Origin of the sequence: Nocardia sp. NPDC059240 (assembly GCF_042753865.1) — a bacterium.
Lineage (GTDB): Bacteria > Actinomycetota > Actinomycetes > Mycobacteriales > Mycobacteriaceae > Nocardia.
On record NZ_JBHZAC010000001.1, the window covers coordinates 65,341 to 85,730 of the forward strand.

The 20,390-nt window shown below is 67.9% G+C and carries 22 protein-coding genes; 10 read left to right on the plus strand and 12 right to left on the minus strand.

Annotated elements, in window-relative coordinates; all coding sequences use genetic code 11:
- Positions 1-136: 136 nt before the first annotated feature.
- On the plus strand, positions 137-1,102 hold the full coding sequence (locus tag ACFXHA_RS00295) for an AraC family transcriptional regulator (protein ID WP_379351818.1): 966 nt from the start codon (positions 137-139) through the stop codon (positions 1,100-1,102).
- Between the two features lie 109 nt (positions 1,103-1,211).
- Here the strand turns inward: ACFXHA_RS00295 and ACFXHA_RS00300 are convergent, their stop codons facing one another.
- A complete protein-coding gene (locus tag ACFXHA_RS00300; RefSeq protein WP_379351819.1) occupies positions 1,212-2,123 on the minus strand; it encodes an NADP-dependent oxidoreductase in 912 nt (303 codons plus the stop codon).
- Positions 2,124-2,370: 247 nt separating this feature from the next.
- Between ACFXHA_RS00300 and ACFXHA_RS00305 the strand changes: the two genes are divergently transcribed.
- Together ACFXHA_RS00305 and ACFXHA_RS00310 are read left to right on the plus strand one after the other, a co-directional pair.
- On the plus strand, positions 2,371-2,787 hold the full coding sequence (locus tag ACFXHA_RS00305; RefSeq protein ID WP_379351820.1) for a winged helix-turn-helix transcriptional regulator: 417 nt from the start codon (positions 2,371-2,373) through the stop codon (positions 2,785-2,787).
- Positions 2,784-3,653, plus strand: coding sequence for an LLM class F420-dependent oxidoreductase (locus tag ACFXHA_RS00310; protein WP_379351821.1), 870 nt, complete (start codon positions 2,784-2,786; stop codon positions 3,651-3,653). Before ACFXHA_RS00305 ends, ACFXHA_RS00310 begins: the two co-directional genes overlap by 4 nt.
- Positions 3,654-3,670: 17 nt before the next feature.
- On the opposite strand, the gene ACFXHA_RS00315 is transcribed toward ACFXHA_RS00310, so the two are convergent.
- Together ACFXHA_RS00315 and ACFXHA_RS00320 are read right to left on the minus strand one after the other, a co-directional pair.
- On the minus strand, positions 3,671-3,847 hold the full coding sequence (locus tag ACFXHA_RS00315; protein ID WP_379351822.1) for a hypothetical protein: 177 nt from the start codon (positions 3,845-3,847) through the stop codon (positions 3,671-3,673).
- A 56-nt stretch (positions 3,848-3,903) separates the two neighbouring features.
- Positions 3,904-4,452, minus strand: coding sequence for a YdeI family protein (locus ACFXHA_RS00320; protein WP_379351823.1), 549 nt, complete (start codon positions 4,450-4,452; stop codon positions 3,904-3,906).
- A gap of 130 nt (positions 4,453-4,582) precedes the next feature.
- Between ACFXHA_RS00320 and ACFXHA_RS00325 the strand changes: the two genes are divergently transcribed.
- Genes ACFXHA_RS00325 through ACFXHA_RS00335 form a run of 3 tightly spaced genes read left to right on the plus strand, consistent with a single transcriptional unit; the run spans position 4,583 to position 6,765 of the window.
- Positions 4,583-5,821: a serine hydrolase domain-containing protein gene (locus tag ACFXHA_RS00325; RefSeq protein ID WP_379351824.1), complete on the plus strand. Its 1,239-nt coding sequence runs from the start codon at positions 4,583-4,585 to the stop codon at positions 5,819-5,821.
- Between the two features lie 48 nt (positions 5,822-5,869).
- The gene (locus ACFXHA_RS00330) at positions 5,870-6,379 is read left to right on the plus strand and encodes a hypothetical protein (protein WP_379351825.1); all 510 of its coding nucleotides are present in this window, start codon (positions 5,870-5,872) and stop codon (positions 6,377-6,379) included.
- The gene (locus ACFXHA_RS00335; protein WP_379351826.1) at positions 6,376-6,765 is read left to right on the plus strand and encodes a hypothetical protein; all 390 of its coding nucleotides are present in this window, start codon (positions 6,376-6,378) and stop codon (positions 6,763-6,765) included. Before ACFXHA_RS00330 ends, ACFXHA_RS00335 begins: the two co-directional genes overlap by 4 nt.
- A 9-nt stretch (positions 6,766-6,774) precedes the next feature.
- Here the strand turns inward: ACFXHA_RS00335 and ACFXHA_RS00340 are convergent, their stop codons facing one another.
- From ACFXHA_RS00340 to ACFXHA_RS00360, 5 genes are read right to left on the minus strand one after another with little or no spacing between them, the layout of a single operon-like run.
- Positions 6,775-7,839, minus strand: coding sequence for a DNA polymerase domain-containing protein (locus tag ACFXHA_RS00340; RefSeq protein WP_379351827.1), 1,065 nt, complete (start codon positions 7,837-7,839; stop codon positions 6,775-6,777).
- Positions 7,836-8,936, minus strand: a complete 1,101-nt coding sequence (locus tag ACFXHA_RS00345) for an ATP-dependent DNA ligase (protein ID WP_379351828.1) — start codon at positions 8,934-8,936, stop codon at positions 7,836-7,838. Before ACFXHA_RS00345 ends, ACFXHA_RS00340 begins: the two co-directional genes overlap by 4 nt.
- 51 nt (positions 8,937-8,987) lie before the next feature.
- On the minus strand, positions 8,988-9,383 hold the full coding sequence (locus ACFXHA_RS00350) for a cold-shock protein (RefSeq protein WP_379351829.1): 396 nt from the start codon (positions 9,381-9,383) through the stop codon (positions 8,988-8,990).
- 45 nt (positions 9,384-9,428) lie between these two features.
- Positions 9,429-10,535 carry an SPFH domain-containing protein gene (locus tag ACFXHA_RS00355; protein WP_379351830.1) on the minus strand — a complete coding sequence of 369 codons (1,107 nt, stop codon included), beginning with the start codon at positions 10,533-10,535 and terminating at the stop codon, positions 9,429-9,431.
- Between the two features lie 33 nt (positions 10,536-10,568).
- Entirely contained in the window at positions 10,569-10,790 is a 222-nt protein-coding gene (locus tag ACFXHA_RS00360; protein WP_379351831.1) for a hypothetical protein, read from the minus strand.
- A 278-nt stretch (positions 10,791-11,068) separates the two neighbouring features.
- On the opposite strand from ACFXHA_RS00360, the gene ACFXHA_RS00365 reads away from it, so the two are divergent.
- On the plus strand, positions 11,069-12,649 hold the full coding sequence (locus tag ACFXHA_RS00365; protein ID WP_379351832.1) for a DHA2 family efflux MFS transporter permease subunit: 1,581 nt from the start codon (positions 11,069-11,071) through the stop codon (positions 12,647-12,649).
- A 73-nt stretch (positions 12,650-12,722) separates the two neighbouring features.
- Here the strand turns inward: ACFXHA_RS00365 and mraY are convergent, their stop codons facing one another.
- Positions 12,723-13,811 carry a phospho-N-acetylmuramoyl-pentapeptide-transferase gene (mraY, locus tag ACFXHA_RS00370; RefSeq protein ID WP_379351833.1) on the minus strand — a complete coding sequence of 363 codons (1,089 nt, stop codon included), beginning with the start codon at positions 13,809-13,811 and terminating at the stop codon, positions 12,723-12,725.
- Positions 13,812-13,892: 81 nt separating this feature from the next.
- Between mraY and ACFXHA_RS00375 the strand changes: the two genes are divergently transcribed.
- Positions 13,893-14,732 carry a helix-turn-helix transcriptional regulator gene (locus ACFXHA_RS00375; RefSeq protein WP_379351834.1) on the plus strand — a complete coding sequence of 280 codons (840 nt, stop codon included), beginning with the start codon at positions 13,893-13,895 and terminating at the stop codon, positions 14,730-14,732.
- A 47-nt stretch (positions 14,733-14,779) separates the two neighbouring features.
- On the opposite strand, the gene ACFXHA_RS00380 is transcribed toward ACFXHA_RS00375, so the two are convergent.
- Together ACFXHA_RS00380 and ACFXHA_RS00385 are read right to left on the minus strand one after the other, a co-directional pair.
- The gene (locus ACFXHA_RS00380; protein ID WP_379351835.1) at positions 14,780-15,835 is read right to left on the minus strand and encodes a dihydrodipicolinate reductase; all 1,056 of its coding nucleotides are present in this window, start codon (positions 15,833-15,835) and stop codon (positions 14,780-14,782) included.
- The gene (locus ACFXHA_RS00385) at positions 15,832-16,716 is read right to left on the minus strand and encodes an LLM class flavin-dependent oxidoreductase (RefSeq protein ID WP_379351836.1); all 885 of its coding nucleotides are present in this window, start codon (positions 16,714-16,716) and stop codon (positions 15,832-15,834) included. The genes ACFXHA_RS00380 and ACFXHA_RS00385 overlap by 4 nt, the downstream gene beginning before the upstream one ends.
- Before the next feature lie 141 nt (positions 16,717-16,857).
- Between ACFXHA_RS00385 and argS the strand changes: the two genes are divergently transcribed.
- On the plus strand, positions 16,858-18,624 hold the full coding sequence (gene argS / locus ACFXHA_RS00390; protein WP_379351837.1) for an arginine--tRNA ligase: 1,767 nt from the start codon (positions 16,858-16,860) through the stop codon (positions 18,622-18,624).
- Between the two features lie 130 nt (positions 18,625-18,754).
- Entirely contained in the window at positions 18,755-19,270 is a 516-nt protein-coding gene (locus ACFXHA_RS00395) for a hypothetical protein (RefSeq protein ID WP_379351838.1), read from the plus strand.
- On the opposite strand, the gene ACFXHA_RS00400 is transcribed toward ACFXHA_RS00395, so the two are convergent.
- The gene (locus ACFXHA_RS00400; RefSeq protein ID WP_379351839.1) at positions 19,254-20,369 is read right to left on the minus strand and encodes a serine hydrolase domain-containing protein; all 1,116 of its coding nucleotides are present in this window, start codon (positions 20,367-20,369) and stop codon (positions 19,254-19,256) included. The two genes, ACFXHA_RS00395 and ACFXHA_RS00400, sit on opposite strands and share 17 nt — an antisense overlap.
- Between the last annotated feature and the right edge of the window lie 21 nt (positions 20,370-20,390).

Genomic DNA, 20,390 nt, shown 5'->3' on the forward strand with positions numbered 1-20,390 from the left:
CATCGAGTGAAGGACAGGAGCCGGGAATCGGCTCGCTCTTCACGCTATGAGCGGCGAACCGGACGATCCATGCTCGAAAATCCGGTTCCGATATCCGATCGTCCAGCAACGGCGCGAACGCCGGTACGGTGAAACGGTGGACATACTCAGCGACGCGGTCGCCGCGATGCGATTGGGCACCCCGCACTCCAACCGCACCGTGCACCGCGCGCCCTGGTCCACGTACTTCCCGGCGGCGGGCAACAGCGCGGGATTCCATGTGGTGCTGCAAGGTTCGTGCTGGCTGCTGCCCGACTATGGCGACCCCATCCACCTGCAGGTCGGCGACGTGGCATTCGCGCCACGCAGCCGCGGACACGCCCTCTCCGACAGCCCCACCGGTACGAGCAGGGCCGAGACACCGCGACCCGCCGAAATGTCGAGCGCCGCCGATACATCGAATGCTGCCAATACGTCGAATGCTGCCGATGCTTGGAGTGCCGACACTGCATGGAGTGCCGATGCGGCAGGGCCCGAGACCGTGTTGCTGTGCGGCGCCTACCTTCTCGACGACTCCCGCCCGCACCCCGCCCTGGTCGAGCTGCCCGACGTGATCCACCTGCCCGCGCGGGTCGGGCACAGTCCGCTGCGCGCCGCGATCGATCTGCTCGGCCACGAACTCGACACCCGCGACGGATCCGGGGCGATCGCGCCGCTGCTCGAGGTGCTGCTGCTGTTCATGGTGCGCACCTGGTACGAAGCGCACCCCGCCGAGAGCGGATGGGTTGCCGCACTGCGTGATCCGGCAGTCCATGCCGCGTTGCAGGCCATGCACGCCCAACCGGCCGCGCCGTGGACAGTGGCCGCACTCGCCGCGCAGGCCGGAGTGTCTCGGTCGGTGTTCGCGCAACGCTTCACCGCCACCACCGGCACCGGCCCGCTCAACTACCTCACCTGGTGGCGCATGACCCGCGCGGCACGAATGCTGCGCGAATCCGATGTGCTGCTGCGGGTGGTGGCCGAACAGTGCGGCTACAGCTCCGAATTCGCGTTCGCCAAGGCGTTCAAACGCGAATTCGGTATCGCACCCGGCCAATTCCGGCTCCGAGCCGACGCCGCCTGACCCGAGCCACACCTCCGAAGGGCCGGCCCCACGAAAGGCCGTGGGCCGCCGCCCGCGAACACGAGCAGCGGCCCCGAGCACTGCCATCGACCACGACAGCAGCGATCGGCTAGGGCAGCAGCACCAACCGGCCGCGCACCCCGCCCTTCTCGAACCGCGCGTGCGCGTCGGCGGCCCGCGCGAGCGGATAGGTTTCGGCGACACGCAGACTCAGGGTGCCCGCCTCCACCAGATCCACCAGTTCGGCCAGCCGACGGCCGTCGGGGGACTGCGCCACCGTGGTCACCGTGATACCGCGCTCGGCAGGTGGCGCGAGCGGAGGCAGCAATGCCACGAACGCGCCGCCGTCGCGTACCAGCGGCAGCAGCGTGGCACCCACCAGGGCCGCATCGATGATCGCGTCGATGCGGCCCGCCCCCAGCTGTGACACCAGATCCGCATCGCGCGGCAGGAATTGGCTCGCACCGAGCGAACTCACCAGTTCCGCGTCGTCGGCCCCGGCCACCGCGATCACCGTGGCACCGCGCGCGGCCGCCAACTGCACCGCATACCCGCCGACCCCGCCGGCCGCCCCGGTCACCAGCACCGTCGCGCCGGGCGCGGCGGCCGCGGCCAGATCGGCGGTGATCGCGTTGAGCGGCAACGTCGCCGCCGCACTCAACTCGATACCGCTCGGAGCGGCAGCCACCAGGTCCGCGTCGAGCACCACGTACTCGGCATAGCTGCCCTCGAAGGTCGACAGCCACGGCAGCAGCCCCACCACCGGCTGCCCGATCTCCTTGCGGCTCACGTGCGAGCCGACCTCCTCGATCCAGCCCGCGAACTCGACGCCGGGCACGTAATGATCACGCTCGGGCAGCAACGCGGCGAACGCGCCCGCCCGCGCCCCGATATCGACCGGATTCACCGGTGCGGCAGCGACTTTCACCAACACCTCACCCGGACCCGGGGTGGGCGTGGGCACCTCGAACACCTCGAGGACCTCGGACCCGCCGAAACGGGAGAAACCAACAGCACGCATGACAAATACTCCTGTGATCGGGAAGGAAGGAAGGTCCACCGGTGGAACGCCGCCGCCGATATCCGATCGGCGCGGGGCGTGGTTCCACCGTAGGAGCGCGGGACGGTCTGCGGCCAGTAGGCACCTGAAAGTTCCCAGCTCACCACCCGGAGCGCGGGCCATGACCGAAATCCGCTGGCGCAGGCGGGAATGCCGGGCGCGGCGGGTCGGCTGTAAGAGGGCAGCGATTCGTCGACAGGGGAGCGAGATGACGACCACCACCGCCGGGCAACGCCGCGAACAGGCCAAAACCGACTACAACGCCTTCCTCGCCGCCTGCCCCACCCACAACATGCTCGACACCATCGGCGACAAATGGGTGTGCCTGATCCTGGCCGCACTACGCGACGGCCCGCGCCGCTACGGCGAGATCGGCGCGACCGTCGCCTCGGTCAGCAACAAGATGCTCACCCAAACCCTGCGCACCCTCGAACGCGACGGCCTCGTCACCCGCCGCCTGACTCCCCAGGTCCCCGTGCGCGTCGACTACACCCTCACCCCGCTCGGCGAAAGCCTCGTAGCCGTGGTGTCCCAACTCCAGCACTGGGCCGAAGGCCACATGGACGAAGTCCTCGCCGCCCGCGCCGAATTCGACGAGGCACCCGCGAACGATCCCCGGGAATGACTGCCGCCGCCGAGGTGTTGCTGCCGGACATGACCATCCACGACTTCGGAAAGTTCGGCGTATGGCAGCGATACACGCAGATCACCCCCGAATCCGCGCGTGAAATCGAAGAACTCGGCTACGGCACCGCCTGGCTCGGCGGGTCACCACCCACCGACTGGGACGGCTTCGAGCAACTGCTCGCCGCCACCGACTCCCTCGTGATCGCCACCAGCATCGTCAACATCTGGGCCAGCGCCCCCGACGACGCCGCCGACGACTTCCTACGGCTCGAGGAGAAGTTCCCGGGCCGGTTCCTGCTCGGCATCGGCGCGGGACACCGCGAACACACCGGCACCTACGCCAAACCCTATGACGCACTGGTCGACTACCTCGACGTCCTGGATGCGCGCGGAGTACCGCGCGAAGGCCGAGCCCTGGCCGCGCTCGGTCCGCGCGTCACCGCCCTGGCGCGCGAGCGCAGTGCGGGCGCGCTGCCCTATCTGACCGTGCCCGAGCACACCGCACAACTACGCGAAATCCTCGGCCCCGACGCCCTGCTGGCGGTCGAACACAAGGTGGTTCTCGACGAGGACCAGGCCCGCGCCCGCGCCCTGGGACGGCAGGGGGCCGGTTTCTACGTGGGTCTGAGCAACTACGCCAACAACCTGCGCCGCTGGGGTTTCGACGACACCGACCTCGTCGCCCCCGGCAGCGACCGCTACATCGACGCCGTCGTCGCCCACGGCAACGCCACACAGATCACCGACCGCCTGGCCGAGCATGCGCACGCAGGCGCCGACCACGTGGCCATTCAAGTCCTCGGCGACGACCCACTGCCCTCCCTGCGCACTCTCGCACCCCTGCTGACCGAGCAGCAAGCCTGACCAGGCTCGAATGAACGTCACCGCGCCTCACGTAGTTCCGCTGTGGCGCCGTGCAGATTCGGCACTTCGGCGGCGGCCTGCGCGGCCTCGTAGTTCTCGGCGGCGGTTGCATCGGCGACAGGTGTGCTCGTGGATCGGAAGTCGCCGATCGCCTTGTCCCGGCAGGCCTTGGAGATCCATGCCGAGGGCGACATCCCGGCCTTGGCGGCTTCTTTCCGCGAGGCCCGGCATCGATAGCAATGTGCCGGTTTCAGGGGGATTCGAGCGTCACGACGGCTTTGGACAGTCGCGAAGCGCGTGTTTTCGGGTTGATGGCCCGGTAGAGGTCCAGCACGATCGTGTACTGGCGGGTGCGGTCGAGGGTCTCGTAGGCGGCGCGGGCGGCGGGGTGGGAAGCCAACGCGGCCAGGAGGTCCGGTGGCGGGGTGAAGCTCGATTGCGGGGGATATGCCGCCGCCCAACGGCCGTCGGCCTGTGCGGCCGTTACTTCGGCCAGGCCTGGCGCGCGCATGCGCCCGGCGGCCGTCAGCGCGGCCACTTTGTCGACGTTGACCTGTGACCAGTGGCTGCGTGGGCGGCGGGGGACGTATTTCTGGAGGTAGTGGTCGGCGTCGAAGCTCTTGCGTTGCCCGGAGATCCAGCCCCAGCACAGGCCGACGTCGACCGCCTCGTCCTCGGTCAGTGACGCGATGCCCGAGCCCTTCTTGGCCATGAGGATCCACACTCCCTGGGGGAGTGCATGATTGGCGTGCAACCAGGTGTCGAAGGCGGTGGCGTCGGCGAAGTGGACCGGATCCATGTTCCTACTGTCGCAGAGGGCACCGACAGATCTGTTGCAGAGGACACGGGCAGATCAACCGAACCCCACGACCGAGAATTGTCCCAGACACACCTTGTTTTCGGTGTCGTTCCGCGGTTACCGTGAATCGATGACGACCTCCAGCTCCGCCGCCGACGCCGGACTGCCCACCGGGGTGAGCGGCTGCGCCGACCCCCGATTCGCCTCCGCCGTAAAAACTTTCGCCCGCGTCTTCGCCGGACGCCGCAGCAACGGCGGCGCGCTGGCGGTCTACCAGCACGGCGAGCTCGTCGTCGATGTCTGGGCCGGCGCCTCCGACGCCCACGGCACCCCCTGGACCGCCGACACCGGTGCGATGATCTACTCCGCCTCCAAGGGTGTCTCGGCCACCGTCCTGCACCGCCTCGCCGACCGCGGCATGCTCGACTACACGGCACCGGTCGCCGAATACTGGCCCGAATTCGCCGCGAACGGCAAGGGCCGCATCACCGTCACCGAACTGCTCAGCCACCGCGCAGGCCTCTCGGCGCTCCCGGCCACCAGCGCCGAGGAGGTCCTCGATCACGAACTCATGGAAGCGCGTCTGGCCGCCGCGAAACCCGATCACCTGCTGGGCAAACCGATCTACCACGCCCTGACCATCGGCTGGCTCATGACCGGCCTGGCGCGCGCCATCACCGGCCGCGACATGGCCGCGCTCTACCGCAGCGAAGTCGCCGAACCCCTCGGCGTCGACGGCATCCACCTCGGCCGCCCGCCGCTCGGTGCCCGCACCGTCGGCGCGGACCTGGTCGGCTCGGTGAAAACCCTTGCCGAACGCAACATCCCGGCCCCGGTCGCCACCCTGGTCCCGCGCCTGCCACGCCTGGTGCGCGACCCGCTGGCCTCCCTGTATGTCCCCGGCCTGGAATCCATCTTCCGCGGCCAGGACCCCGCCATCCTGGCCACCTCCCTGCCCGCCGGCAACGCCGTGTGCACCGCGCAAGCCCTGGCCAAGATGTACAGCGCCCTGGCCTGCGACGGCTACCTCGACGGCCGCCCCTACCTGTCGACCAAAACCGTGCGCGAACTCGAACGCATCCGCACCTACCGCCTCGACCACAGCCTGCTGGTCCCCTTCTGGCACTTGGGCTACCACAGCCTCCCCGCCGCCCGAGCCCCCCGCGGCTACGGCCACATGGGCGCCTTCGGCTCCACCGGCTGGACCGACCCCACCTCCGGCATCGCGGTCGGCTTCGTCCACAACCGCATGTCCCTGGCCTGGAGCCCCCTCGACCAAACCTTCGCCGTCCCCCTGCTGCACCTGATCCTGCGCGCCGCCCGAAACCCCGCCGCCTACACCGAACGCCGCACCGCCGGAGCCGCCTGACCGGAAGTCGCTGCCCCGCAGTACTCTCGACGATCGGGAGGGGGATCGATGACAGGTACTGGAACCCGGCCGGGCTACCGCCGTGCGGTGCGCCTGGGCCGGGTCGTCGCAGCGGTGGCGGCGCTGGTCGGGCTGCCACTGTTCGGGATGTATCGGTGTCAGCAATGGCAGGACGTGCCGGTCGAATCGGTGCGGATCGCCCGGCAGGTGCGCGTGGCCGGGTTCGAGCCGGTCGCCGTCGTGAGCTGGTCACCGGGCGACGACCTCCCGGAGGGATTGGCGTATTTCGCTGGGCCGCAACCCTATCCGGACCCTGTCGCGGCGGTGTCGGTGCCCACGATCGCCTTACAGGCCGCCGATTACGTCCCGATGGGTTCGAGCAGCGAGACCCGGACCGCGAGCGGATCGCGCCCCGACCACTGTGCCGCATCGGTGTACTTCAACCCCGACCCATGGGCACACACCCTGGACAAGCAGGAGGTGCGCGCGAAGCTGTCGGATGCCCGCAGCGCCGGGAAGAGCCTGATCCTGGTCGAGATCCGGGGCTGCGGCGTATGACCATCAACGAACAACATCTCGACCGCAGGGCTCAACGCCGCAACACCACCTTCGTGCTGTGCTGGCTGATGGTCGGCCTACTGGTCACTCTGTTCACCGCACTCGTGTCGTTCAGCACTATGGCCAGCTACGAGGACTTCCTCTACGGGGGCAGCGACTGGGATCGATTCACCACGGCCGCATCGAAATCGGAGCCGGCGCAAGCCTGTCTGTGGGTGTCGTGGCTCGTCGCCGGGGTGACCTGCTGGTATCTCGGCGGGCGCGCCATCGAGCGTGACCGGAATCCGCTGTGGGCCTTCGTGATCGCCGTGATCGTCTTCGAGATCGGACTGGATGTGACCTTCGAGATCGCGATGCGGGGAATCGACGCGGCCTACCGGTCTTGAACAAACCTGTCAGGCGCCGTTGTCCTTACGAGCCTTGCTCGGTTGCACCCGCGGCGGTTCGTTGGGCATCTTCGGGTAGACCGGAGGCCACGGGGCGTCCATCAAACCCGCGGCCATGTCCTTGTCCGACATCTCGAGCAGGACGGCGAGGGATTGCGGCGTGCGATCGGCCCACGGGTCACCCAGGTCGGCGACGCGGGCGGGGACCGTGGCGATGGTGAGCTCGTCGGGGACGATGGTTTCCAGGGCTTCCCACGAGATCGGGGTGGAGACCTGGGCGCCGACCTTCGGGCGCACGCACCAGGCACCGAAAACTGTTTTGTGCGGGGCGTTCTGGTTGAAGTCGACGAAGACGCGGGAGCCGCGTTCTTCCTTCCACCAGGCGGCGGTGATGTCGTCGGGATGGCGGCGTTCGAGTTCACGGGCCAACGCGACGGCGGCGGCGCGGACCTGGTAGCCGTCCCAATTCGGTTGCAGCAGCGCGTAGAGGTGCAGGCCGCGCGAACCGGAGGTTTTCACCCGCACATCGATGCCGAGTTCGGTGCACAGGGCACGCACGGCGAACGCGGCGGCACGCAGATCCTCGAAACCGATACCGGGGGAGGGATCCAGGTCGATGCGCAGCTCATCGGTGACACCGGTGGGCGGCAGCACGGTGCCGGCGGCGTCGTGCACGGGCGGGAAGGTGGAGGCGGCCTCGGCGCCGGCGTGGGTGGCCCAGACGTGAAAACCCAAGCAGCCCAGGTTGACCGCCCACAGGATATGCGCCATATCGACAGCCACCAGGGCGTCGCTCTCGGTGCCGTTGGGGGTGGACACGACCGTGGTCTGCAACCAGTCCGGCACCGATTTCGGCACCCGCTTCTGAAACCACGACTTGCCCGACGCCCCATCCGGATAGCGTTCCAGCAGCACCGGCCGACCCCCGATGGTCCGCATGATCGGCTCGGCGACCGCCAGGTAGTAGTTCACCAGATCAAGCTTGGTGTCCCCGCGTTTGGTGAAGTAGATCTTGCCCGGATTGGAGATGGTGACACTGTGCCCAGCCACCTCGATATCCACCGAATCACTCACTGCGGCTTCCCTTTCGCGGCGCGAGCCTCGGCGAAGATATCGGCCAGCTCGGCCGGAGCGACCTCGTCGAGCTGCGCGTAGGTGCACGATTCGGGCGTGCGGTCGCTACGGAAACGCACCAGCCGCCCACCATGACGCAACCGCCCGGCCATCACATGCTCATAGCGCACCTCGGCCACCAACTCCGGCCGCAACGCCTCCCACGACAGATCCTTGCCGCCGGTCCAGCGGCTCACCCCGCCGGGCATCTTCCCGTCGGCCTTGGCCGCCGCGGCCGCATCCGCCCAGGAACGCCACGGGTGATTCTCGAGTGCGTTGTGCCGCAACGGTTCCAGCTCGCCCACGAGCTCCTTACGCCGCGCCGCGGTGAAACTCGACGCCACCCCGACATGATGCAGGCTGCCCTCGTCGTCGAACAACCCCAGCAGCAGCGACCCCACGCCCTCGCCGTCCTTGTGCCAGCGGAATCCGGCGATCACACAGTCGGCGGTCCGCTCATGCTTGATCTTGAGCATCACCCGCTTGTCCTGCAGATACGCCAGATCCGCCGCCTTGGCCATCACCCCGTCGAAGCCCGCGCCCTCGAACCGGGTGAACCAGTCCGCGGCGGTATCGGGATCGGTGGTGATCGGGGTCAGGTGCAGGCGCGAAAACTGGCCGTCGAGTACCGATTCCAGCACCCGGCGCCGCTCGGAGAACGGCCGATCGGTCAGATCCTCATCGCCGAGCGCCAGCAGATCGAAGCCCACGAAACTCGCCGGTGTCTCCACCGCCAGCTTGTTGACCCGCGACGCCGCCGGATGCAACCGGTTCTGCAGCGTGTCGAAATCCAGGCCCTGCTCGGTGACCACGACGATCTCCCCGTCGATCACGCACCGCGGCGGCAGCGCCTGACCCAGTAGTTCCACCAGTTCGGGGAAATACCGGGTCAGGGGCCGATCGTTGCGCGAACCCAGTTCGACCTCGTCGCCGTCACGAAAAACGATGCAGCGGAAGCCGTCCCATTTCGGCTCGTAGAGCAGTCCCGCCTCGCGGGGCAGCTCGGAGACCGATTTGGCCAGCATCGGTTTCACCGGTGGCATGACGGGCAGTTGCACACGGCCTCCTCGGTTCGCGGTGGACCCGCAACCGATCGTAATGCGAACCGGTCAGTTTTCCAGCCACCCGTGCTGATCCGCGAACGCCGTGAGCCGATCGCGGATCGTCACGATCTCCGCCGCCGTCAACTGCGGCGAGGCATCCAGCAGCAGCTCGGTGATCAGCCGCCGATGCTCGTTCGCCGTCATCGCCCCCGTCACACGATGCTTCTCGCCCTTGTGCCGGGGCGGACTCACCTGCTGCCCGGGCACCACCGCCAGGTTGATCGCTTTGGGTCCGCGATCACCCTCGGTCACATCGAATTCGAAAACCCGCCCCTGGCGCAGTTCGTCCTCATCCAGCCCGATGTCATTGACGTGCACGAACACGTCCGGCCCGCCGTCTTCCGGCCGTATGAACCCGAAACCCCGAGAACTGTCGAACGACACCAATTTCCCGATGGACACCTAAACACCCGCTCCTCGTCGCCGCGTCCCTCTCAGACGGCCACTCTAGTCCGCGGGTTGATCATTGTTGGAAGAAAGTGCCTTTTGCAACGAATTGAAGACGGTCAGGCCCTGACCCACCATCCCGTTGACGATCTCGCTGACCCCGTCGGGCCCGTTGAGCACCGTCAGATTCGCCTTCGACAGCCCCAGCGACGCCTGCTTGACGATCTCGGGCAACTGCTCGATCAGCAACTGGTCCAACGCGATCCGGTTGTTGGACGCCGCCGCCTCGGCCTGGATGCGGGTGCGATCGGCCTCGGCGACCGCGAGGATGCGCACCCGCTCGGCCTCGGCTTGGGCGGGCTTGACCACCTCGGTCTGCAGCTGCTGCTCGCGCAGCTCGGCTTCCTTGCGGGCCTGCTCGGCGCGCGCGGCGAGCACCTCCTGCAGGGCGGTGGCCTGCGCGAGCGGACCCGCCTGCGCCGCTTCGGCATTGGCCTTGTCGATATCGCGCTGGTACTGCGCCTTGAGGATCGCGGTCTCGCGCTGATATTCCGCCTGCTTGCGCTGCGACTCCTGCTCGGCCTGGGCGGCGAGCTGCGCGGCGGAGGCCTGCGCGATCTGCGCGTCGCGTTGGATGGCGGCATTGTGCGGGGCGGCCAGGGCGGCGATGTAGCCGAGGTTGCCGTCGTCGATGGACTGGATCTGGAAGGAATCCACCCACAGCCCGATATTGCTCATCTCCACCTTGGAAGCCACCAGCACCTCGTCGGCGAGCTTCTGCCGTTCGCGGATGATCTCCTCGACCGTCATCGAGCCCACGATCGAGCGCAGATGCCCGGAGAAGATGCGCCCGGTCAGCACGCTCATCTCGCGCTGCTGCTCGGACAGGAACCGTTGCGCCGCATTGACGATCGACTGCGTGTCATTGGCGACCTTGAACGCGATCACCGCCCGCACATCCAGCTGGATGGCCTGTTTGGTGACGCAGCGCTCGCCGATCTCGGCCTCGAACATGGCCAGCGACAGATAACTCACCTTGCGGAACAACGGCACCACCCAGGTGCCGTGCCCGATCACCACCCGAAACGGCGTGGACCCGTCCTTGGCGCCGCGCGATCCGCTGACCAGCATCGCCTCATCCGGATCGGGTACGTGGTATCCGAGCATCGCTGTCTCCCTCTACTGGTGAAAGAACTTGACCTATCGATCGCCGGGAAGGGGAATCCACGCAACAACATCGACCACACGCCCCGGATGCACGGCCACGACGAGCACGGTGTCACCGGCGTCGAGGGGCTCCTCGGCCCGCGCGATATAAAGTTCCGTTCCCCCTCGGATGGCGACCAGCACCTCACCGAGAGCTCCCGCCGCCCGGATCGGCGAGGTCAGCGTACCGGTCAATCCGACTACCGGGTCGGTCATCGCGCCGCAACTCCCTGGGATGAATCGCTGAGAACGCCCAGCGTACGCGCGGAGTGCGGATCAACCTGGGACGCCGCAACATTGCTCCACAATTGCTACCGCTCGGTATGATCGGTGGGCTCGGCGCCCCGGCGATTCGTATACCGGGGTGAACCACCGTCCACGACGAGGACGACGGCCGCGCGCCGCCGTCGAAACGAGGTGGCTGCGCATGTGCCGACTCACGGCGATATCAAAAGGTGCTGGTTTCGTGACCGACCGGCTGGCAGGCTGAACCGGTGACCACTCCTCCGGATACGGCGGCGGCCGATTCCGCCGACGACAAACTGGACGCGGGCGTACTGAAAATCGCCGGCGTCGTGGTGCTCGGCGCCATCATGTCCATCCTGGACGTGACGGTCGTGACCGTCGCGATCCCCACCTTCCAGCACGACTTCAACACCACCACCGCCATCGCCGCCTGGTCGATGACCGGCTACACCCTCGCCCTGGCCAGCGTCATCCCGCTGACCGGTTGGGCCGCCGACCGATTCGGCACCAAACGCCTCTACATGATGGCGCTGGTGTTCTTCGTACTCGGCTCGATCCTGTGCTCGACGGCCTGGAACATCGAGTCCCTCATCGCCTTCCGCGTCGTGCAGGGCCTCGGCGGCGGCATGCTGATGCCGCTGGGCATGACGATCATGACCCACGCCGCCGGCCCGCAGCGCATCGGACGCGTCATGGCCGTGCTGGGCGTGCCCATGCTGCTGGGCCCGATCATGGGACCCATCCTCGGCGGCTGGCTCATCGACTCCTTCTCCTGGCACTGGATCTTCCTGATCAACGTGCCCATCGGCGCGATCGCGCTGGCGCTGGCGTTCATCATCTTCCCGCGCGACAACCCCGAACCCTCGCAGACCTTCGACTTCGTCGGCATGCTGCTGGCCTCACCGGGTTTGGCGCTGTTCCTCTACGGCGTGTCCTCGATCCCCGGTGAAGGCACCGTCAAGTCGGCCAAGGTGCTCATCCCGGCGGTGATCGGGCTGATCCTGTTGGTAGCGTTCGTCTTCCACGCGTTGCGCACCGAACATCCGCTCATCGACCTGCATCTGTTCCAGAACCGCTCGCTGCGCTTCGCGGTGCTGACCATGGTGTGTTTCGCCATGGCGTTCTTCGGATCCGGTCTGCTGCTGCCCAGCTACCTGCAGCAGGTGCGCGGGGAATCGACGCTCATGGCCGGTCTGCTCATCGCGCCACAAGGCTTGGGCGCCATGCTCACCATGCCCATCGCGGGCCGGCTGGTCGACAAGATCGGCCCCGGCAAGATCGTGCTCACCGGCATCGTGGTGATGGCCACGGGCATGGCGTTTCTGACCCAGGTCAGCGCCACCACCCCGTACGCGGCACTGTGCGGGGCGTTGTTCGTGATGGGTCTGGGCATGGGCTGCACCATGATGCCGACCATGACTGCCGCCATCCAGACGCTCACCCACGCCCAGGTGGCACGCGGTTCGACCCTGATGAACATCGTCAACCAGACCGCCGGATCCATCGGCACCGCAACCATTTCCGTGGTGCTGACCACCCTGGAAAACCGCGGTGCCAGCCTCTCCGAGCGGGGCGTGCAACTGCCGCCGGGCGCCAAGGATCCCAGCCTGGCCAATGCGGCCATCGGGTCGCGCTACAGCGATCAGCTCGCGCATCTGCCGCAAACGCTGCTCGATGAGGGCTTCGATCTGGCCGCCAAGGCGTTCGCCAACACCTTCGTGGTGTCGCTGTGCATCCTGGTCGCCACGCTGATCCCGGCGTTCTTCCTGCCGCGCAGCAAACCCGCGGTGCCCGCCGACGCGAGCGACGCGCCGATCGTGGTGCACTGACCGCATCCTCGCACCGCGTGAAAATGCGTGTGGCCCATCCGGAGACTCGACTCCGGTTGGGCCACACGGCGTTTCAGGGCAGTTGCGAGCCGGTAGTCGAGAGATGCTCGCCGTAGAAGGCGATCAGTCCGGTCGCCGACGCGATCGCCGAGAGTAACCAGAACCGGATGCTCACCGTCGTCTCCGGCCAGCCCGTCAACTCGAAATGGTGATGGAACGGGGCCATCTTGAACAACCGGGTGCGGGTGGTGCGGAACATGACGATCTGCAAGGCCACCGACAGGATCTCGGCCACGAACAACGCGCCCACCGCGATCATCAACAGCTCGGTACGGCTGGTGATCGACAACCCGGCCAGCAGCCCACCCAACGCCAGGGAGCCGGTATCGCCCATGATGATCTTCGCCGGAGCCGCGTTCCACCACAGGAATCCGACACACGCCGACGCCGCGGCCGCGCACACGATCGACAGATCCAGCGGATCGCGCACCGTGTAGCAGCCGGGCACCGCGCGCGCCTGACACGAATGCGTGTACTGCCAGAACGTGATCAGCACATACGAACCGAGCGCCAGCCCCATCGAGCCCGCCGCCAAACCATCGAGGCCGTCGGTCACATTGACCGCGTTCGACCACGCCACCACCAGCAGGCACGCCGCCGCCAGGAACCCGGTCACCCCGAGTGACACCGTGGAGATGTCCCGCACGATCGACACCTGCCGACTCCCCGGCGTCAGCCCGCCACCACCGCGGAAATGCAACGCCAGCACCCCGAAAATCACGGCGGCACTGAGCTGTCCGACATACTTGCCCGACGCGGTCAAACCCAGACTGCGATGCTTGGACAGCTTGATGTAGTCATCCAGGAACCCGACCCCGCCCAGCGCAGTGGCCAACCCCAACACCAGCAGCCCCGACGCCGAGGGCCCGACGCCGTCGTAATGCGTGCCCACCACGTGCGCGGCCCCGTACCCGGCCCACATGCCGATCAGCAGGGCCAGCCCGCCCATGGTCGGGGTGCCGCGCTTGGCCAGATGGCTGGCCGGACCATCCTCGCGGATCTCCTGGCCGAGGCTGCGGCGCGTGAAGAGCCGAATCAGCAACGGTGTCACCGTGATCGACACCGCCAGCGCCACCATCGCCGCCACCAGAATCTGCCGCATCCGACCCCCTCGAGACCCAATTCGGACACATGCTAGCCGGGTGCGGGACGATGCGGGCGGGCGTCGTTGTTAGCGTGGGGCATGGACAGCGGTGTGCGGCGACGGGAATTGTTGCGAGAGTTCTTGCGCGGCAGACGCGCTCGCGTCACCCCTGAGCAGGTCGGACTGCCCGCCGCCGGACGCCGCCGCACGCCCGGACTACGCCGCGAGGAGGTCGCCGTCGTGGCCGGGGTCGGTGTGAGCTGGTACACGTGGCTCGAACAAGGCCGCGACATCACCGTCTCCCCGGAGGTTCTCGACGCCGTCGCCACCGCCCTGCTGCTCGACGCCACCGAACGCGCCCACCTCTACGTCCTGGCCGGCCTCAACCCACCCTGCCGCGCCGTCGACAGCGGCCCCACCCTGACACCCGAACTACGCAACCTGCTCGACGCCTGGGGTGACCGGCCCGCGGTGTTGCGCGACCGGTACTGGAATGTGCTGGCCTGCAACGACATTGCTCGTACCGTCTTCGGCTACGACGGTCCCGGACACAACTGTCTGATCACCTATTTCACCAACCCCCGCTACCTGGGCATGCGGGAGGTGTGGGCCGCGGCCGCCCCGGCTGTCGTCGCCGCCTACCGCGCCGACACCGCGCTCTGCCCCGACGATCCCGGCTTCCGCACCGTCACCGACGAACTCGCCTCCCGCAGCCCCGAATTCGCCGCCCTGTGGTCACGCCACGACGTCGGCACCGCGCAGCAAGCCCTCAACGCGCTGCAGCATCCGCAGGTCGGTCCCCTCTACTTCGACACCACCACCCTCACCCTCACCGACCAGCCCGACCGCCACATCGTCCTCTACAACCCCAACCCCGCCCACGACACCGCTGCTCGCCTGGCCGACATGCCGCGGCTGCGCCTGGCCCCACCCGCCTGACCGTCCGGGCTTGCAGCCGAAAGCGCTCGCGGGCACGGTGATCGCGGTCAGCGGGCCAGGTCCGGGTGGGCGCGACCGGTGACCACGGGCATCTCGACGAACGTCAGCACACCCGGTTCGGCGGCACAGACGTACGGGATCGAGTTCACGCAGTGCGCCGCGGTCACCACGATGCCCGGATTACGTTGCAGACCGGCCGCCACGCTGCTCGGATGCCATCCGTGAATCGTCACCTGGCAGTCCGGATCACCCTGCACCTCGACCTCGAACCGGACACCACCCTCACCGTAGGTCCAGGGCGGGTCGAGGTGCTGCTCACCCATCAGCCAATTGACCGCCACCCGCACGACCTTGACCTCACCGATGAACGCCTCCCACGCGAAGCGCTGCGCGGCAACCTGCCCCGGCTCGATCACCCCGATCGGCGAGTCGATCGGCGCGGTCGCGACCGCCACCTCGCGGCTGCTGCGGATCTCGGCATCGGCGAAGCCGAGCACATCCAGGCACATCCGCACCGACTGATCGAACCCGTTGTCCAGCAACGCCAGCATCGGACCGCCCATCGCCGCCTCGGGCGACTGACCGAAACCCATCAGGTGGCGCACCACATCGGGGGCGTCGTAGGTGCGGATATCGGAGAACTCCTCACCGCGCACGAACGTGATCGCACTCGAGAGGCCCGTGAAGAACAACGGCTGCTGCTCGGTGGCACCGCCCGGATCGATCCCGGTGCCGTGCAACGTCACCCCGCCCTCGAGCGCCGGCGCCGCCATCCGCTGTTTCTCGTCCTCGGTCGGCCAGAACCAGCCCAGCGGCGTGACCACGTTCTTGCCCGAACGCAACAGCGCCGCTACTTCTTTCGGATTCGGCATCAACGGCGAATACAGCACGCAATCGGCGTCGAGCGCGAGAATCTCCTCGAGACTGTCGGTCGCGGTGACACCGATCGGGCCGATTCCCGCGAGCTCACCGGCATCGCGGCCGACCTTGGCGCGCGAGTGCACCCAGCAGCCGACCAGTTCGAGATCCGGGTGTAGCTGGATCTGGCCGATCGCGGCGCGGCCGAGACCGCCGGTGGCCCACTGGATCACTCGCAACGTCATCGGGCAGCCACGACCTCGGCGGCCACCTCGAGGAACTTCAGGTCGGTGACGGCCGGAACCAGGATGAACTCGTCACACCCCGCCTGTGCCGCGCCGTCGAGAATATCGGCCAGTGCCTCGGGACTCGATGCCCGCGTCGAGGCGGCGACCATATCGGCCAGTTCGGGTCCGAGGAACCCGAGGTAGCGGGCGGTGAAGGCGCGCAATGCTTCCGACGCGTCGGGGACGCCCAAGGCGGTGAAGCAGCCGCCGACCTTGCGCGGGGCCGACCCGCGACCGGCCTCGGCCCAGCAGCGGTCGGCGCGGTCGTTCGTCTTGGCGATCTCCCCGGCATCACCCGCGACGCTGAAGCCGGTGATGCCATCGGCCCACCGTGCCGCCCGCCGCATCGCCTTGGGCCCCATCACCCCGGCGAGAATGCTCGGCCCACCCGGCCGCACACACGCCGGCCCCACTGGATCCGCCCCCTCGAACGGCGGCTCACCGGCCAGCAGCGCCTTCAACTCGGCGACCTTGTCGTCGAGTTGCTGATGCCGCCGGCTGAAATCAGCGCCCAGCGCGCGATAGTCGTGCTCACGACCCCCGACACCGACAGCCACCTCGAGGCGGCCGTTCGCCAGCTGATCGAGCGTGCCGATCTGCTGCGCCACCATCGCCACCGGATGCTGCGGCAGCACGAACAGATTCGCCAACACCCGCACCCGCTCGGTCACCGCCGCACAAGCCGCCAACGTTGCCACCATTTCCGGATTCCCGAACGTCACCCGCTCACCGGCCGAAACACTCGAAAACGGCCCCGCATCGATCGCGCGAGCCCACTCGACCGTCGTCCCCGCCCCGTACCCGAAAGCCATCTGCGGCAGCGCAACACCAATCTCCATCCCTCGACCCTCTCAAACCCACCCGGCCCCGGTCACCGGTTTCCCATTCCCGGCACCGACCACGATCAACCGCGGCAGGGAAAACGATTGGCGGCCACTGCGATACTGAGATTTTCGAACTCTCCCAGGAAGGACCTCCCGGTGGATGCTGCCCCGGTCGTGCCGCTGCACGCACGCCTCGCCCTCGCGGTCGCCGAGGCGATCGGGCGCCTCCGCCCGCACCTGGCGGGGGCCGACCCGGTGCTGCGCCGCTCCGACCGGGCCGACTTCCAATCCAATGCCGCACTGCCCCTGGCCAAACGCCTCGACCTGCCACCGGCACAACTGGCTGCCGAACTCGCCGCCGAGCTCGCGGCAGCAGGTGACCCGGTCATCACCGACGTGGTCGCTTCCGGGCCCGGGTTCCTCAACATCACCGTCACCGACACCGCGCTCTGGACACACTTGGCCGCGCGGCTGCGCGATCCGCGTCTCGGCGTGGGCGAGCCCGCCCGCGGGCAGCGCATCGTCATCGACTACTCCGCGCCGAACGTGGCCAAGGAGATGCACGTCGGGCATCTGCGCACCACCATCATCGGCGACAGTCTCGCGCGCGTGCTGGGATTCCTCGGCGCGGACGTCGTGCGCGCCAACCACCTCGGCGACTGGGGCACCCAATTCGGGATGCTCATCCAATACATCGACGAACACCCCGAACAGCCTTGGCGTGCTGATGATCTCGGGACCGGTTCGACGGTCTCGGCGCTGGACGGTCTCTACCGGGCCGCCCGCGCGGCCTTCGACGCCGACCCCACCTTCGCGCAGCGCGCCCGCACCCGCGTGGTCGCGCTGCAGGCAGGGGAGGCCGCGACCGTGGCGCGCTGGCGGGAGATCGTCGCCGAATCGGAGAAGGCGTTCGCCGCGATCTACGACCGCCTCGGTGTGCTGCTGACCGCCGAGGACTATGCGGGGGAATCGTTCTACAACCCGATGCTGCCCGACACCACCACCGAACTGCTCACCGCCGGGGTCGCCGTCCACAGTGACGGCGCGGTCGTCGTGCAATCGCAGCATGTCGACGGACCCGACGGCACCCCGGTGGTGCTCATGGTCCGCAAGAGCGACGGTGGCTACGGCTACGACAGCACCGATCTGGCCACCATCCGCTACCGCATCACCACCCTGCACGCCGACCGGCTGCTCTACGTCACCGACTCCCGCCAATCCCTGCACTTCGCGCTGATCTTCGAAACCGCCCGCCGCGCAGGCTGGCTCACCGACGCCGTCACCGTCGACCACGTCGCCTACGGCACCATCCTCGGCCCCGACGGCACCCCCTTCAAAACCCGAGCCGGCGGCACCGTGCGCCTGATGGACCTCCTCGACGCCGCCGTAGCCGCCGCCCGCGCGGTAGTAGCAGACAAGAACCCCGATCTGCCTGCCGCCGAACTGGATACGATCGCCGAACAAGCAGGCATCGGCGCAGTCAAATACGCCGACCTGTCCACCAGCCGCGTCAAGGACTACACCTTCGACCCCGCCCGCATGACCGCCTTCACCGGCAACACCGGCGTCTACCTGCAATACGCGCACGCCCGCATCTGCTCGATCCTGCGCAAAGCCGACGATCTCGCCCTGTCGGAGATCGACACCGCCGCGCCCGTCGCCCTGGCCGAACGGGCCCTGCTCCTCACCCTGGACGACTACGCGAGCGTCCTATCCGACGTCGCCACCACCCTCGAGCCACACCGCCTGGCCACCTACCTCTACGACCTGGCACGCACTTTCACCACCTTCTACGACACCTGCCCCGTCCTCGCCGCCCCAGCCCCAGCCCGCACCAACCGAATCGCGCTGTGCCAGTTGACCTCCCACACCCTCGCCCACGGCCTCGCCCTCCTCGGCATCGCCGCCCCCACCCGCCTGTAACCACCCCCTCGACCAAGATCAGGGAGTCCTCAGCGCGGTGAACCGCACAAATTCCCGCACTGAGTACTCCCTGATCGTGAACTGCGCGCGGCACCTACGGTGATCGGGCGGTGTGGGGGAGGATGGCGGTGTGGCGGTGACCCAGCAACTCGCACGGATCTCGCACGGGCAGTTGGTCCGTCTGCAGGAATCCGCGCAGGAGGTCGACCGACTCTGCTCGTTCTCGGCCGCGCCTGCGAGCGACTATTACGACCTCGATTGGGCCGGTCAAGCGTTGCTGCGGGTGTTCGACCTCGCCGGGATGGGATCGGAGCCGCTCAGCACGCTGCGGCACGGGATCGACGGTGGCGACGAACTCAACGCCGACTACCGTGATCACCCCCACAGCATCATGGTGCATCCGGTCACCGTGATCGAGCCCGACATCGTCGCCGAGATCGGGAAAGTACTGCAGGACGTGGATGTCGCACAGACCTTCGCCGCGCTGCCGATCGATGCCGAACAGGCCCGGCAGGCGATCGGCGGGTCGATCACGCAATTGCTGTGGCACCCAGCCGAATACCTGGGCCCACACCTGGGTGCCCTGCGCGAGTTCTATCTCGGGGCGGCGGCGCGGGGGCTGGCCGTTGTCACGTGGTGGGATTGAGATCCCGGGAGCACAGGGCATGGTCGATGAAGGTGGAGGCGGCCGATTCCTGAGCGAGGATGTGCTCAGGGGTATCGCCGAGGGCCTCGGACATCGACACGACGGTGCTGCGGGTGCCGTCGGGGGCGACGCCGTTGAGGGTGATGTAGCCGCCGTCGCCACCCTCGTGGCCGAAATAGATACCGCCACAGGACAACGGGCGTTCGGCCAAGCCGAGGCCGTAGCGGCCGCCGGGCCACATTGGTTGCAGGTCCGTGCTGACGGGGACGGTCTGTTTCATGGCGGCCAGTTGGTGTGGCGGTAGCAGGCGTCCGGAGAGCAAGGCGCGCAAGAAGATGTTCTCGTCGCGGGTGGTGCTGACCCAGGACAAGGTTTCGGGATCGACCGCGATCTGGTCGGTGACGTCGAGTTCTGCACCGGGACCGAAGAATTGGTAGGCCGTGGCGTGCGGGTCGGGCAGGGTGGGGGAGGTGCCGAGCCACCGCGTCCGGTTCATCGCGAGCGGGGTGAGGATGCGGTCCTGAATTTCCCGATGGGAGGCGCGGCCGGTGATGCGCTCGATGAGCATGCTCAACAGCAGATAGCCGGTGTTGGAATACGACCAGCCGGCGCCGGGAGCGAAATCCGGGGCGTGCGACAGGGCGCGGGAGACCAACTGTGCCGAGGTGTAGATGTCGTGACGCTGCCCGTAGTACTCGGCAGCAGTCGTGTAGCCGGGCAGGTCGTCGTGAATTCCGCTGGTGTGCTGCAGGAGTTGGCGGACAGTGATGTGGTCGGCGTCGATCCCGCTGCCGCGCACCACCTCCGGCAGCCAGTGCGCGAGGCTGTCGTCGAGGCTCAGCGTGCCCTCGGCGTCGAGTTGCAGCACCACGGTCGCCACCAGCGTCTTGGCGGTGCTCGCCATCCGGAAGTAGCCCTCGGGATCGACCGGTGCGCCGCTGTGCAACTCCGCGCTGCCGCTGGTGGAGACCAGCTCCCGTCCGTCGGCGGTGATCGTGCGGGCCTGCACACCACTGACGCCGAGGGCATGAATCGCCTCGGCATCACGGTGCAACTGCTCGGCCGGGGACGTCGCAGTGGAGGGGACGCCGCAGGCCACCGCGGTGACCAGCAGTGCCGC